The following is a 13,369-nucleotide window of genomic DNA, read 5'->3' on the forward strand; positions in this document are numbered from 1 at the left end:
ATCAGCCGAACGGCCGGGTGCCGGCAGTCAGCTGACGTCCACCAGGGGCAGGGATCGACCCGCGCCGCCGCCGGGCAGCGCGATCGAGGAGAAGTGCGAGACCACCCGCTCATCGGTCGGGTCATCGGCCGGCGTGTGGTGCACGGCGAGCCGGTTGTAGAGGGTGTCGCGCTGCGCCGGGATCCGGTCCGCCGAGCGGATCATGCCGATCAGCTCGTGCAGGTTGGAGCGGTGCCGGGCACCGGCGGAGGAGATGACGTTCTCCTCCAGCATGATCGAGCCGAGGTCGTCCACGCCCATGTGCAGCGCGAGCTGCCCGACGTCCTTGCCGGTGGTCAACCAGGACGCCTGCAGGTGCGGCACGGTCTCGAAGAAGAGCCGGGCCACCGCGACCAGCCGCAGGTATTCCAGGGTGGTCGCCTGGGTGCGGCCCTTGAGGTGGTTGTTCTCCGGCTGGTACGTCCACGGGATGAAGGACCGGAAACCGCGGGTGCGGTCCTGCACGTCACGGATCATGCGCAGGTGCTCGATCCGCTCGGCGTGCGTCTCGCCGGTGCCCATCATCATGGTGGCGGTCGACTCGATGCCCTGCCGGTGGGCCAGCTCCATGACCTCCAGCCAGCGCTCGCCCGACTCCTTGAGGGGGGCGATCGCCTTGCGGGGCCGCTCGGGCAGCATCTCCGCGCCGGCGCCGGCGATCGAGTCCAGGCCGGCGGTCTTGATCCGGGCGATGGCCTCGTCCAGGCTCACCCCGGAGACCTTGGCCATGTGCAGGATCTCGCTGGGGCCGATCGAGTGGATGACCAACTGCGGGTACGCCTGCTTGACCGAGGAGAACAGCTCCTCGTAGTACTCCACGCCGTAGTCCGGGTGGTGCCCGCCCTGGAGCATCACCTGGGTGGCGCCCAGCTCGACCGCCTCGCCGCAGCGGCGCAGGATCTCCTCGGTCGGGTGGGTCCACCCTTCCGTGTGCTTGGGCGCCCGGTAGAACGCGCAGAACTTGCACGCCGTCACGCAGACGTTCGTGTAGTTGATGTTGCGGTCGATCAGGTAGGTGACGACGTTGTCCGGGTAGCGCCGCCGACGCACCGCGTCCGCCGCCTCGCCCAATGCGTGGAAGGGCGCCTCGGTGTAGAGCAGCAGCGCCTCCTCGGGCGTGATCCGCCCGCCGTCAGCGCCACGCTGCAGGATGTCGTCGATCTCCCGGCTCACCGTCACACCCCGAGCCTACGTCGGCCCACCCGACTCGACCGCCGGACCCCGCCGGGTGCGGCACGTCCCACAGCCGTCAGTCTTCGCGTACCTCGACGTGGACGCCGTAGGTGCCGCGCAGCTCCGCCGCGAACTCCGGTCCCGCCCACGCCGGCACGTACGCCTGCCACCACGGCTGCTCGGAACGGCCCGGCATCGGCCGCGCGGAGAGCACCGCGCGGAACCGCTCGTCCGCCGCCTCGATCCGCTCCCGGACCCACCCCATCTGTGGAAAGCCGGACAGCCGTTCGTCGGTCAGCACCCGTTCGATGGCGTCCCGGACGCTGAGGTCGAACCAGTACTCGTCGAGGTTGTCGTGATAGCCCGCCTCGCAGAACTCGACGAACTGCTCCCACCCCTGCACGTAGCCGGTCGGCCGCCGTCCCCCGGTGACCTCGGCGAACCGCTCGACGAACTCCCTGTCGTTCGGCGTGGTCATGCGTCGTAGTCGACGGTGAGCCTGTCGGTGGTCGGGCTGGACTGGCAGGTCAGCACGTAGCCGGCGGCCAGTTCGTCGGGCTCCAACGCGTAGTTGCGGGCCATCGTGACAGCGCCGTCGACGACCTTCGCCTTGCAGGTCGAGCAGACGCCACCCTTGCAGGCGTAGGGCAGCTCACCCCGCACCTTCAGCGCGGCGTCCAGCACCCGTTCCTCGCGACCCATCGTGAAGCTCGACGACCGGCCGTCCAGCACGATGGTCACCTCGGCCCCGGCACCTGCCTGGTCGACGGGTCGGCGCACCGGCTCCGGCGGCGTGTCGACGTGGAACAGCTCGGTGTGCACCGCCGACTCGGGCAGCCCGCGTGCGGTGAGCACGTCCCGGACGTCGACCACCATCCCGTACGGGCCGCAGAGGAACCACTCCTCGATCAGGTCGCCCGGCACGATGGTGCCCAGCAACCGGCCCAGCCGGTCGGCGTCGATCCGACCGGAGAGCAGCGGCGACTCGCCCTGTTCCCGGGAGAGGACGTGCACCAGGTGCAACCGGGTCGGGTAGCTGTCCTTCAGGTCGGCCAACTCCTCGGCGAACATCACAGTGTTAGCCGTCCGGTTGCCGTACACCAGTGTGAAGGTGCTGGCCGGCTCGACGGCCAGGGCGGTCGCCACCAGCCCGAGCACCGGCGTGATGCCGGAGCCGGCGACGACAGCGCCGTAGTGCCGCACCCGGTCCGGCGCGAACGCCGTGGTGAAGGTGCCCAGCGGCGGCAGCACCTCGACGGTGTCGCCGCCGCGCAGCGCCCCGCAGGCGAACGCCGAGAACGCGCCGCCGGGGATTTCCCGCACCCCGATCCGCAACCGGCCGTGCCGGGCCAGGTCGTCGGGGGTGGAGCAGATGGAGTACGACCGGCGCACGTCGGCGCCGTCCTCCGCGGCTCGCCGCACTGTGAGGTGCTGGCCCGCGCGGAATGCGAAGGTTTCCCGCAGTTCCTCGGGTACGGCGAAGGTGACCGCCACGGAGTCGTCGGTGAGCCGGTCGACGGCGGCTACGGACAACGGGTGGAAGACCGGCCGGCGGCGAACCGGGCGGGTGATGGTGACAGTCACAGCGCCTTCAGGTGGTCGAAGGGTTCGGAGCAGGAACGGCACCGCCACAGTGCCTTGCAGGCGGTGGAGCCGAACCGGCTGACCTGCTCGGTCTCCGGCGAGCCGCACTGCGGGCAGCGGACCGCGAGCGTCAGCGACACGACGCCGGCGGCGCGCACCGGGGCCGGCGGGGCGATCCCGGCGGCGGCGAGCTTGGCCCGCCCACCCTCGGAGATCCAGTCGGTGCTCCACGGTGGGCTGTAGACGGTCCGGACCTCCACGTCCGGGTGGCCGGCGGCGGCGAGCGCGCGGCGGATGTCGGCCCGGATCACGTCCATCGCCGGGCAGCCGGTGTAGGTCGGGGTGATGGTGACGGTGACCCGGCCACCGGCCGGATCCTCGTCTACCGCACGCAGGATGCCCAGCTCGTCGATGGTGATGACCCGGATCTCCGGGTCCACGACGCTCGCGGCGGCCTGCCGGGCGCTCGCCCTGCCGGTGGCGTTCGCGATGGTGGGGCTCGCGCTCCTCGCGCTCACCACTTCGCTCCCGGGTGGGCGCGGTGCAGCACCTGCATCTCGGCGAGCAGGTAGGCCAGGTGCTCGGTGTGCACACCGGCCCGCCCACCGGCGGGGGCCCAGGCACCACCCGGCTGGATGAGCGTCGCCTCGGCCAGCACCGGGCCGACGACCTCGTCGAACGCCGGCCGCAGGGTGGCTGGGTCGACCGGCGCCGCCGGGTCCGCGGTGAACAACTCGTGGGTGTACGGCCACACCTGGTCGACGGCGGCCTGCATCCGACGATGCGACTCCTCGGTGCCGTCACCGAGCCGCCTCACCCACAGCGCGCCATGGTCCAGGTGGTACGCCGACTCCTTGCGCGCCTTCGCGCCGATCGCGGCCAGCCGCTCGTCCGGGCAGCCGGCCAGCGCCGCGTACAGCGGCAGTTGGTACGCCGCCAGGAAGAACAGCTTCGCCATCGTCACCGCGAAGTCGTCGTTGGGCAGCTCGACCAGGAGCACGTTGCGGAACTCGCGGTCGTCGCGCAGGTACGCCAGCGCGTCCTCGTCGCGGCCGGCGCCCTCCAGCTCGCCCGCGTACGACAGCAGCAGGCGCGCCGCGCCGAGCTGGTCGAGGGCGATGTTGGCCAGCGCGATGTCCTCTTCCATCTCCGGCGCGCGGGTGGTCCACTCGGCCAGCCGCTGGGCTGCGACCAACGCGTCGTCGGCGAGGGAGAGGGTGAAGTCGAAGGGCCCGTTCACGCCGTCACCTCGCTGAGCTGGCTGGTTTGTCCGGTTCGCTTGCTGCGCTCGCTGCTGAGCCGGCTGGTTCGCTCGCTCACAGGTGGGCCACCCCGTCGGGCACTTCGTAGAAGGTGGGATGGCGGTAGACCTTGTCGGCGGCCGGGTCGAAGAAGGCGTCCTTCTCGTCCGGGCTGGACGCGGTGATCGCGGCGGCCGGCACCACCCAGATCGACACACCCTCCTGGCGGCGGGTGTAGAGGTCGCGGGCGTTGCGCAGGGCAAGCTCGGCGTCGGGGGCGTGCAGGCTGCCGACGTGCGTGTGCGACAGCCCGCGCCGGGCCCGTACGAAGACCTCCCACAGCGGGGTGTGTTGCGTCATGCTGCGACCGTCTCCTTCTGTCCCGCCCGCTTCGCGGCGTATGCCGCGGCGGCCTCGCGTACCCAGGCGCCGTCGGCGTGCGCGGCCCGGCGGTGGGCCATCCGCTCCCTGTTGCACGGCCCGTCGCCGGAGATCACCTGCATCAGCTCGTCATAGTCCGGCTGGGTGTAGTCGTACGCCTGCCGCTCGTCGTTCCAGCGCAGGTCGGCGTCGGGGATGCGCAGCCCGAGGATCTCGGCCTGCTGGACGCACATGTCGACGAAGCGTTGGCGCAGATCGTCGTTCGAGAAGCGCTTGATCTTCCAGGCCATCGACTGGGCGGAGTGCGTGGAGTCGCCGTCCGGCGGGCCGAACATGGCCAGCGACGGGTACCACCAACGGTCCACGGCGTCCTGGGCCATCGCCTGCTGGGCGGGGGTGCCGTGGGCCAGGGTGTGCAGGATCTCGTAGCCCTGCCGCTGGTGGAACGACTCCTCCTTGCAGACCCGGATCATCGCGCGGGCGTACGGGCCGTACGAGCAGCGGCAGAGCGGCACCTGGTTGACGATCGCCGCACCGTCCACCAACCACCCGATGGCGCCAACGTCGGCCCAGCTGAGGGTGGGGTAGTTGAAGATCGAGCTGTACTTCTGGCGGCCGTCGAGCAGCAGTTGGACCAGCTCGTCGCGGCTGATGCCGAGGGTCTCGGCGGCGGCGTAGAGGTAGAGGCCGTGACCCGCCTCGTCCTGCACCTTGGCCAGCAGGATCGCCTTGCGCTTGAGCGACGGCGCCCGACTGATCCAGTTGCCCTCCGGCTGCATGCCGATGATCTCGGAGTGGGCGTGCTGGGCGATCTGCCGGATCAGCGTCCGCCGGTACGCGTCGGGCATCCAGTCGCGGGGCTCGATCTTCTGCTCGGCGTCGACGACCTCGGCGAAGTAGGCCGCCAGGTCCTCGTCCGGCGCGGGCCCGCCACGCCGCCCGCGCGCCGCCGCTGCCCGCAGCTCGGCCTCGGCGGCCTCGACCTCGCCCAGCAGGCCGCCGGATGCCTCGTCGGTGGCGCCGTTCGGGGCGGAGAAGTCGTTGCCATACATGAGGCTAAGTGTTACAGCTTGCGCCGCGTTGCACCAGGGGGTGTAACAGGAATCCGCGCATCCCATCTGTGAGCGCATGAGCGCTTTGCGCTACTCGGACACCGTCATCTCGCCGTGACCTAGGCCACGAAACAAAGGTGAATCCCTGCAAAAACCTCATACCGGCCCCATATCCCGCCTTTATCGCAGGTTGCCTAGTGTCGAACCCTGGCGGTCCGCCGGTCCGGACGTAGACTTCTGCCGGACAACCGATCGGGCTGCCGACATCGACATATCCACTGAGGCCACCTCCCCCGGCCCCGGCGATCGCATCCGATTCGTCCCGACGACAAGCCGGTCCCCCCGGCCCTGACACCTGGAGTTCACCCACTCATGCGATCTCGCGTGACCCTGGTGCTCGCCATCACGGCGGTCGTGCTCGGCGGCGTCCTACTGGTCCCCACCGCGTACGCCCGACTCGCCAGTGACGACAGCGGCGGAGGCGGCGGCGGAGGTACGTCGACCGTCGCCGCGCCCGCACCCACCCCACCACCGCCGCCCACCCTGGCCGCCGGCCCGGTGTCGGTGAGCTTCAAGGGTGAGTTCTTCTCATGGGCCCTGATGGATCGCAAGACGGGCAAGATCTCCGGGTCGTCGAACATGACCGCGACCAACTCCACCGAATCGATGATCAAGGCGTGGATCGTCTCCGACTACCTGCGACAGTTGAGGGACAGGCAGCCGACCGCGGAGCGCAAGAAGCAGGCGAGCGCTGCCATCCGGAACAGCAACGACGATGCGGCTGAGTCGCTCTACAACGCTGGCGGCAGGCGACCCGTGCTCACTCGACTGATCAAGATGTGCAAGCTCACGGATACGACGATCGAGTCGGGTAAGGCCAGGTGGGCCTACACCAGGATGTCTCCCCGTGACGCCGTGCGGATGGGCGATTGCATTGCGGACGGCGTTGCCGCTGGCCCGAACTGGACCAAGTGGGTGCTCAGCGAGATGAGTAAGGTGCAAGGCACCACGGCCGACAAGGATCAACAGCTTAAGCAGGGCGGCGGCCGGTGGGGCATCATCGACGGCCTGCCGACCCAGATCAAGACACAGGGTCCCGTCAGCATAAAGAACGGTTGGACGATGCTCTGGGCCGATGTCCAGTGGCATCTGAACTGCCTTGCGGTAACCGACAAGTGGACCTTGGCTGTCATGATGCGCTACCCACAGAAGAGCGGTCTGGACTACGGCGCGAAGGTCTGCGCCAGTGTGGCCACACAATTGGTCACCCCGGCGCCGGGCGCGGCGCTCAAGGTGCCGCAACAGCCGGTCGGGAAGCTGTGATGGCCGGCAACCGTCGGGTCGACGGCCGCAACGGCGGCGAGACCTCCCCGATTCGGCTGATCGCCGTCGCGGTCATCCTGATCGGGTTGGTCCTGGTTTCGCTGCGACTGTTGCCCGGGTCGCCGTTCGAGTCGTCCGCCGCGGCCAAGTGGGGCGACACGGGCTCCGGCACCAGCGACCGCCCCACCGGCGCCGGCACCGACCGCAGCGCCCGCCAGCCGTCCTCGCCGTCACCGAGCCCCAGCCCGTCGCTGGAGCCGCTGCCCTTCGTGGCCAAGAACCTCGATCTGGACATCGAGGGCTGGTATTCCTGGAGCGTGCTCGACCGCCGAACCGGAAAGATCATCGGTTCGAAGAACATGGGCGAGACCAGCACGACCGCCTCGATGATCAAGGCCTGGATCGTTGCCGACTACCTGCGTCGCGCTGCCGATGCCGGCCAGACACCGAGCGACGCGAAGCTCGCCGACGCGACGCGGATCATTCGGGACAGTGACAATACCCGGGCCGAACAGTTCTACAACCAGGTCGACCGGGACGCCTCGATCAAGCGGCTCATCTCCATGTGCAAGCTGACCGACAGCAGTGTCGCCCCCGACGGCGGCTGGAGCCGGACGGCGCTCTCCCCCCGGGACACCGCCCGGATGGGCAACTGCATCGTCACCGGCACCGCCGCCGGACCGAAGTGGACCAAGTGGCTGCTCAACGAGATGAAGCTGGTTCGCGGTGCCGGCGACTTCGGGATCCGCAAGGCCTTCCCGGCCGCCGAGCAGAAGAAGATCGCCATCAAGAACGGGTGGATCGACCGGACCAGGGAGCAGGAGATGCACATCAACTGCCTGGCCATCGGTGACACCTGGACGATGGGCGTGATGGTCAAGTACCCGATCAACATGGGCTACGACTACGGCATGAAAAATTGCGAGAAGATCACCGAGGCGCTGCTCCGGCCCACTTCTTGACACGAGCTCACCGAACTGTCGCCGCCCCGGATCGAGCAGGCTTTCAGTTATGGCGGCGGCCTTGGAACACTCCCTTGGCCGCCGCCTAATCACATCGTCAGTAAGCCACCTGTCCGGTAACCGGACTACCACCGTTGCCGTTGAAAATTGAGACGTACAGCTTCGTGCCGTCTTTCACGTTTGTCGCGATCACGCGCCAAGACCCACCAGCAACAATGGTCTGGTAATTACAGGATGCCGTCGCCGAGCCAAAGCGAACACACGCCGAGTAGACATCGGCTTCAGGAGCGCTGGTGACTCGCAGATTGACATCGACGCACCTGGAACTCGCGTAGTAGGGACCGAAGGTCGCCTGACTGCTGAGGCCAAAGGCACCGGTCTTCCAACCCACCGCACCCCCGTAACAGGATGCGGCTGCCGCAGACGAGGGCGCAGGAGCGACGATCATGGACGCCGCAAGACCCAGCGCTCCGAAGGCAATTCCACTGAGCAGCCGACGCATAATGTTCTCCTTTGCTGGGTTAACCGAAATTAGGGCCGACTCCCAGACCTGCAACAATCACGCCGTTCCCGTCGTCGAAGCAAGCACGTCGACCTGCTTCAACAGTACGGACGTCAATGCGGCTTGACGAGCATGAGGTCAGAAGTTGGCGAGATTGCGACACGGGCGTCCACGTCTTTCCTGCTCAGCGGGTATGCGCGGCGAGCCGACGGACCTCCGCGCCGGCCAGCCTCTTGTTACGAGCAACTTTGGGCCGCTAGGTTGCTCGAAGCCGCATCATCTCCGCCATAGTCGAACTCGGCTACGTCGACGATCGTTTTAGGAAGAAAGTCGCTTCGGTCAAGGATCTACTCCGAGCCGAGTTGGCTCCTTGCGAATCCCTTGAGCCGACCGACGTCAAACACCCGCCGCTTGCCAAGCGCACCTGCCTTGTGCCAGGGCGGCAGGATGCCGTAACTCCTGGCCGACTGGTTGTGCGCTGATTCGAGTCGTGGCGAAGCCATGCTAAGTGGATCAAGTCAGGCGAGCTCCCATGGGTCGCTTGACGGTTTAAAGCAATGCCTTGACTACGACTTGACCGATGACTAAGATCCGATTAAGTCGACCATCGAGGTGCATGTATGGAACAATCGGTCGTTATTGTTCCTGCTGGACTTCTGGCTCTGTTGCTTGCTACGACTGCCAGAGTTTTCTCGGCAGTGCGGCAGCTTCGACCGGGTGGTCGGGCAAAATCGTGGCCCTAATTAGGACCACTCTGGCTAGATCACAGGAGGATCGACACCTGAAAGGATAGCTCGGCAATCGAGCGATGCGTCAGTCCGGACGACTCTTCTTCGCCAGCCATGCGGAAGGAGGGGCGCGGGATGCACCAGCAACGGGGGATTCATGAAGACAAATGCTGTAATGAGCCTGGGCGGGGCAAGATCCGCACTGCTCGACAACTGCCCAACTTCCCTGAGTGAGCGCCAACGTAGCATGCTCCTTCACCTGGCAAGGGGCCTTTCCGATCGATCAGTCGCCAACAGAATGGCTATTAGCGAGCGCACCTTGCAGCGCGAACTGAAAGAACTCATGTCTGCTTGGGGCGTATCGTCGCGCCTGCAACTCGGTGTGCAGATTGCGCTGAGAGGCCTGCATTCCTAGCGACTGTCAACCCGATCTCGAGGACAAGGGCCCGCCAGACCATCCTGGCCGCCTCCCCAGCGTTCAGTCTGCTCTCAGGCGCAGGCCGCTGGCGGACAATCGACCTCCGGGCAGCGTTGGCGCCCACCTCGAGCCTCTCGGGGTGGGAGCCTCGGCAGGAGTACACCGACCACGAGTGAGCCGAATACCGTTGGCTCTGCGACTGCCGCGGATTGTTTTTCGAAGGTCATTCGTGGGGCTTGGTGGAACCCACACTCAATCGCCACCGGCGCAACAGCGATCTTGAATCGTTACCGCACCCCTTGATGTGCGCAACACCAGAACGAGCATTTCCCGTTAACACTCGGTAGCGTCGTCGAAATTCTTTCCAATAGTTGGAGGTGCGACACTGTGAGCATCCGGAAATTACGTCGTTTACTTTCGGGGGCCGTTCTCGCGGGGACAGCGGTCGCGAGCACCCTGGCTGTCACCACTGGCCCAGCACAGGCCTACGGGAGCCTGACGGTGCGGTTTGCTGTCGTCGACACCGGGAACTGCCAGCGTGTCGACGGCACCTTGGCGGTCATCGCCGAGTCGGGGGGATGCCGACTCAACGATTCCGCTGACGGCACCTACTTCGTCAAGGACCCCGGCGGAAGAGCTATCAAGGCCGAGGTGCGCGATGGTAGTGGCCTGGTCGCCAAGTTCGAATTCCATCCCTATGACGAACGGTTGTGGTACTACGACACCCGCAACGACGGCGACACTGTCTATGGGCAGATCTGCGGTATCAGCGTCCTGCCGTGCACGAAGCTGTACGCCGCACCCGGCACCAGCAGCGTCATCGATTACGGAATCGCGGACTTCGACATCGTCGAGGACGGGCGTATAGATATGAACCTGTACGACGACGCGAATGGTGCTGAGTGGATCAGTACTATCCTTCTCGGCTCTTCCTGATGGTTTCTGTCGCTGCCGCACTTGTCCTATAGCCCACAGAAGCGGCGGAGTGCGGAGATCCGCACTCCGCCGCGAGCACCACTTCAGCCGGCGAAGAACTCCGGGCCGCCGTCCGGCAGCGCCGGGGCCTCGCCGATGGCGGCGGCCCTCCGGGCCCACTCGCGCAGACCGGCGACCTGCCGTTCGCCCAGGGAGAAGTCGAGGGTTCGGAAGTACGTGGCAAGCGTCTCCGCGTCGAAGGTCTCCCAGCGGGCAGCCGCCTCGGCGACCTGGTCCAACTCCGCCAGGCAGAGATCCCGGGAGCGCAGGAAGGCCTCGTGCACCTCCTTCACCAGGCCCGGATGGGCGGCGGCGAAGTCGCGGCGGACCGCCCAGACGGCGAAGACCATCGGCAGCCCGGTCCACTCCCGCCACGCCTGCCCGAGGTCGGTGACAGTGAGGCCCTTCCGCGGCGCCTCGTAGTACGCCCGCAGCGCCACGTCCCCGATCAGCACGGCGGCGTCGGCCTCCAGCAGCATCTGGGTCAGGTCCGGCGGGCAGCGGAAATACTCGGGCCGCACGTTGTACTGCTCGGCGAGCAGCAGCTGAGCCAGCATGACCCCGGTCCGCGAGGTCGAGCCGAGCGCCACCCGGGCGCCGTCCAGCTCGCCGAGCGGGCGGGTGGAGACCATGTTGACGGAGAGCACCGGCCCGTCGCTGCCCACCGCCAGGTCCGGCAGGAGCAGCAACTCGTCGGCGTGCTTCAGATACTCCAACAGGGTGATCGGGCCGATGTCGAGGTCGCCGGCGACCAGCGCCGCGCTCAACCGGTCCGGCGAGTCCTTGTGCAGGTCGACGTCGAGCAGTGCACCGGAGCGCATCAGACCCCAGTAGATCGGCAGGCAGTTCAGGAACTGGATGTGCCCGACCCGCGGGCGTGCGATGCGCTCAGCCATGGCCCGACCGTATCCCCGGCGGCTGGCTCCGGCTCGGCGGGTCGGCCCGGAGTGGCCAAGCCCGCACTCGACGACCGTCGTACCGCCCCGGTCACGAACGGCACGAAGACCAGCACCACCAGCAGCCCGACCACACCGGCACCGGCGATCAGCGGCCGAGGCGGAACGACAGCGAGCAACGCCCCGCCGATCAGAAAGCCCGCCATCGAGCCGCCCTGCACCGCCGCCCCGTAGCTGGCGTACGCCCGGGCGCGCATCGCCTCCGGTACCCGCCGAGCGGTGAGCAGGTTGGCGAAGACGTTCTCGCCACCGTTGGCAGCACCACCCACCAGCCAGAGCGGCACCAGCACACCCGCCGCCGGCACCATCGACGCCAGCAACACCATCAGGCTGCACACGGCCAGAGTGGCAAGCACTCCCCGCACCAACGCGCCGTCGTCGTCAAGCCGCCTGGCAAGTCGTACGGCCAGCCAGGTTCCCGGCAGCATGCCGGCCATCCACGCGGCACTGACCAGGCCGTACGTGGTCGCCGAACCCTCCAACGTCTCCCTGATGAAGAAGACCTCGATCACGTTGATGCCGCCGATCGCCGCGATCACCACAGCGGTACTCACCACCATGACGAGCATCAGCGGATCGCGGCGCAGTCGCCAGCCGATCTCCGTACCCCCAGGGGTTGCCACGCCGCCCGAAACGGCGTCGCTGCTCACGGCCGTGGCCGGGCCCGCGGCGGCCTCGCTGCCTACGGCGGCGGGGGGCCGGCCGCCGCGTCGGGTCCGCAGCAGCAGGCCGGCGACCACGAGCGCCAGGTAGGTCGCGGCATCGAGAAGCAGCGGTACGCGGGTGCCGAACTGTCCCACCAGCAGGCCGGCCAGCACCGGGCCTCCGAGCGCACCGAGCGAGACAGCGGTCTGGCTGATCGCGCTGGCTCGCGGCAGGTCGGCCGGGCGGACCATCGCCGGCAGCAGCGCGGCGAGGCAGGGTTGGGTGACCGCGAGCCCGCAGGCCAGCAGGGCGACGAGCCCCACCACCAGGACCGGTTGCTCGACAACGGCGAGCAGCGCGCAGATTGCGGCCTGCCCGAAACCGATGGTCACCAGCAGGGTACGGCTGTCAGTCCGGTCGGCGAGTCGGCCCGCGAGTGGGGCGAGGACCACAAGGGGCAGGGTGGCGGCCAGCAGCAGCCCCGACACGGCCAGCCCGCCGGCTCCGGCCCCCTGTAGCGCCAGCGCCAGGGCGGTCGCGGCGAGGAAGTCACCGCAGATCGTGGTGCCTCGAGCGGTGGCGGCGAGCCACACGTCGGACCAGCGCGACTCGTCAGTTGTGAAGGACATGCTTCGAAAATAATCCTTCACAACTGATTCATGCAAGCCTGGCTATGCCAGCGGCACCGTCCGGTACTGCACGGCGACAGTGCGCGCCCCCGCCGGCGGTTCACCCTGCCGCCGCCGCGGGTGATACGGCCGGAGCAGCGCCAGCACCGCCTCGTTCAACTCGGCCAACTCCTCGGCGGTGAGGAGCAGCAGCGTGTCGCTGAACAGGGCAGTGTCGTACCACTCGGCCGGCTCGTCCCCGGCGCGGCGCAACCAGTCCCGGGTCCGCTCCATGGCCCGGACCGCATGCGCCTCCACCAGCGCCTGCTCTGCCGCACGCGCCTCAGGCCCGGCATCACGACCCGCCTCGACCAGCACACTCACACTCGGCACCCGCCACAACCGCTCGCGCGCGTCCCCCCGACTCGGCGCCTGCTCAACCAGACCGAACTTCGCCAGCGCCCGCAGGTGGTAACTGGTCGCGCTCGGCGACAGCCCGACGATCTCGGCGCACTCGGTGGCAGTCCCACCACTCTCACGACTGTTCAGGTACTCCATGATCGCGATCCGGGCCGGATGGGCCATCGCCCGCATCACCTGGGGGTCGCTGATCGTCATCCGGCGCGATTCGGAGCGGGCCTCGGTCATCCGCCCATGATCCCGGCAGCCCACCCCAACCCGCCATCACCCCCGCGGCGCGGCCCGACTGCGCGGCCAGCGCGGCTTGGCGGGCGTCCTCAGCGGGCGGGCGTCTCCCGGTGATCGACTCGGCGCTCACGGCA

The 13,369-nt window shown here is 68.0% G+C and carries 15 protein-coding genes; 4 read left to right on the plus strand and 11 right to left on the minus strand.

The features are described 5' to 3' along the window. Positions 1–27: 27 nt before the first annotated feature. From mqnC to paaA, 7 genes are all read right to left on the minus strand, one after another. Positions 28–1,218 (minus strand): cyclic dehypoxanthinyl futalosine synthase, encoded by a 1,191-nt coding sequence (gene mqnC / locus AB0B94_RS02170; RefSeq protein ID WP_238668738.1) that lies wholly within the window; start codon positions 1,216–1,218, stop codon positions 28–30. Positions 1,219–1,288: 70 nt separating this feature from the next. Continuing rightward, the gene (locus tag AB0B94_RS02175; protein WP_357267438.1) at positions 1,289–1,690 is read right to left on the minus strand and encodes a hypothetical protein; all 402 of its coding nucleotides are present in this window, start codon (positions 1,688–1,690) and stop codon (positions 1,289–1,291) included. Further along, positions 1,687–2,796, minus strand: coding sequence for a 1,2-phenylacetyl-CoA epoxidase subunit PaaE (paaE, locus tag AB0B94_RS02180; protein WP_357267441.1), 1,110 nt, complete (start codon positions 2,794–2,796; stop codon positions 1,687–1,689). The genes AB0B94_RS02175 and paaE overlap by 4 nt, the downstream gene beginning before the upstream one ends. Next, the gene (gene paaD, locus AB0B94_RS02185; RefSeq protein ID WP_357268386.1) at positions 2,793–3,287 is read right to left on the minus strand and encodes a 1,2-phenylacetyl-CoA epoxidase subunit PaaD; all 495 of its coding nucleotides are present in this window, start codon (positions 3,285–3,287) and stop codon (positions 2,793–2,795) included. The genes paaE and paaD overlap by 4 nt, the downstream gene beginning before the upstream one ends. A gap of 23 nt (positions 3,288–3,310) precedes the next feature. Then, positions 3,311–4,036 carry a 1,2-phenylacetyl-CoA epoxidase subunit PaaC gene (gene paaC / locus AB0B94_RS02190; protein ID WP_357267444.1) on the minus strand — a complete coding sequence of 242 codons (726 nt, stop codon included), beginning with the start codon at positions 4,034–4,036 and terminating at the stop codon, positions 3,311–3,313. Positions 4,037–4,112: 76 nt separating this feature from the next. After that, positions 4,113–4,397, minus strand: coding sequence for a 1,2-phenylacetyl-CoA epoxidase subunit PaaB (gene paaB, locus AB0B94_RS02195; protein WP_357267447.1), 285 nt, complete (start codon positions 4,395–4,397; stop codon positions 4,113–4,115). Next, positions 4,394–5,470, minus strand: a complete 1,077-nt coding sequence (gene paaA / locus AB0B94_RS02200) for a 1,2-phenylacetyl-CoA epoxidase subunit PaaA (protein ID WP_357267450.1) — start codon at positions 5,468–5,470, stop codon at positions 4,394–4,396. Before paaA ends, paaB begins: the two co-directional genes overlap by 4 nt. A 372-nt stretch (positions 5,471–5,842) precedes the next feature. Between paaA and AB0B94_RS02205 the strand changes: the two genes are divergently transcribed. After that, positions 5,843–6,793, plus strand: coding sequence for a hypothetical protein (locus AB0B94_RS02205; RefSeq protein WP_357267453.1), 951 nt, complete (start codon positions 5,843–5,845; stop codon positions 6,791–6,793). Then, positions 6,793–7,755 carry a hypothetical protein gene (locus tag AB0B94_RS02210; RefSeq protein ID WP_357267456.1) on the plus strand — a complete coding sequence of 321 codons (963 nt, stop codon included), beginning with the start codon at positions 6,793–6,795 and terminating at the stop codon, positions 7,753–7,755. The genes AB0B94_RS02205 and AB0B94_RS02210 overlap by 1 nt, the downstream gene beginning before the upstream one ends. Before the next feature lie 97 nt (positions 7,756–7,852). Here the strand turns inward: AB0B94_RS02210 and AB0B94_RS02215 are convergent, their stop codons facing one another. Next, positions 7,853–8,257: a hypothetical protein gene (locus AB0B94_RS02215; RefSeq protein WP_357267459.1), complete on the minus strand. Its 405-nt coding sequence runs from the start codon at positions 8,255–8,257 to the stop codon at positions 7,853–7,855. A gap of 903 nt (positions 8,258–9,160) precedes the next feature. Between AB0B94_RS02215 and AB0B94_RS02220 the strand changes: the two genes are divergently transcribed. Together AB0B94_RS02220 and AB0B94_RS02225 are read left to right on the plus strand one after the other, a co-directional pair. Beyond that, positions 9,161–9,400 (plus strand): LuxR C-terminal-related transcriptional regulator, encoded by a 240-nt coding sequence (locus tag AB0B94_RS02220; protein WP_357268388.1) that lies wholly within the window; start codon positions 9,161–9,163, stop codon positions 9,398–9,400. A gap of 390 nt (positions 9,401–9,790) precedes the next feature. Then, positions 9,791–10,339 (plus strand): hypothetical protein, encoded by a 549-nt coding sequence (locus AB0B94_RS02225; RefSeq protein ID WP_357267462.1) that lies wholly within the window; start codon positions 9,791–9,793, stop codon positions 10,337–10,339. Positions 10,340–10,422: 83 nt separating this feature from the next. Here the strand turns inward: AB0B94_RS02225 and AB0B94_RS02230 are convergent, their stop codons facing one another. From AB0B94_RS02230 to AB0B94_RS02240, 3 genes are read right to left on the minus strand one after another with little or no spacing between them, the layout of a single operon-like run. Then, the gene (locus AB0B94_RS02230) at positions 10,423–11,274 is read right to left on the minus strand and encodes a menaquinone biosynthesis protein (protein WP_357267465.1); all 852 of its coding nucleotides are present in this window, start codon (positions 11,272–11,274) and stop codon (positions 10,423–10,425) included. Beyond that, positions 11,226–12,608 (minus strand): MFS transporter, encoded by a 1,383-nt coding sequence (locus AB0B94_RS02235; RefSeq protein WP_357267468.1) that lies wholly within the window; start codon positions 12,606–12,608, stop codon positions 11,226–11,228. Before AB0B94_RS02235 ends, AB0B94_RS02230 begins: the two co-directional genes overlap by 49 nt. A gap of 42 nt (positions 12,609–12,650) precedes the next feature. Further along, positions 12,651–13,235: a winged helix-turn-helix domain-containing protein gene (locus tag AB0B94_RS02240; RefSeq protein WP_357267471.1), complete on the minus strand. Its 585-nt coding sequence runs from the start codon at positions 13,233–13,235 to the stop codon at positions 12,651–12,653. Positions 13,236–13,369 lie beyond the last annotated feature (134 nt).

Source organism: Micromonospora sp. NPDC048986 (assembly GCF_040649335.1).
Classification (GTDB): Bacteria; Actinomycetota; Actinomycetes; order Mycobacteriales; family Micromonosporaceae; genus Micromonospora; species Micromonospora alfalfae.

Excerpts from the sequence above, each read along its gene's own strand:
- AB0B94_RS02215 (WP_357267459.1), bottom strand. The coding sequence starts at position 8,257 with ATGCGTCGGCTGCTCAGTGGAATTGCCTTCGGAGCGCTGGGTCTTGCG.
- AB0B94_RS02220 (WP_357268388.1), top strand. The coding sequence starts at position 9,161 with ATGAGCCTGGGCGGGGCAAGATCCGCACTGCTCGACAACTGCCCAACT.
- AB0B94_RS02230 (WP_357267465.1), bottom strand. The coding sequence starts at position 11,274 with ATGGCTGAGCGCATCGCACGCCCGCGGGTCGGGCACATCCAGTTCCTG.
- AB0B94_RS02175 (WP_357267438.1), bottom strand. The coding sequence starts at position 1,690 with ATGACCACGCCGAACGACAGGGAGTTCGTCGAGCGGTTCGCCGAGGTC.
- paaA (WP_357267450.1), bottom strand. The coding sequence starts at position 5,470 with ATGTATGGCAACGACTTCTCCGCCCCGAACGGCGCCACCGACGAGGCA.
- paaB (WP_357267447.1), bottom strand. The coding sequence starts at position 4,397 with ATGACGCAACACACCCCGCTGTGGGAGGTCTTCGTACGGGCCCGGCGC.
- AB0B94_RS02210 (WP_357267456.1), top strand. The coding sequence starts at position 6,793 with ATGGCCGGCAACCGTCGGGTCGACGGCCGCAACGGCGGCGAGACCTCC.
- AB0B94_RS02240 (WP_357267471.1), bottom strand. The coding sequence starts at position 13,235 with ATGACCGAGGCCCGCTCCGAATCGCGCCGGATGACGATCAGCGACCCC.
- AB0B94_RS02205 (WP_357267453.1), top strand. The coding sequence starts at position 5,843 with ATGCGATCTCGCGTGACCCTGGTGCTCGCCATCACGGCGGTCGTGCTC.
- AB0B94_RS02235 (WP_357267468.1), bottom strand. The coding sequence starts at position 12,608 with ATGTCCTTCACAACTGACGAGTCGCGCTGGTCCGACGTGTGGCTCGCC.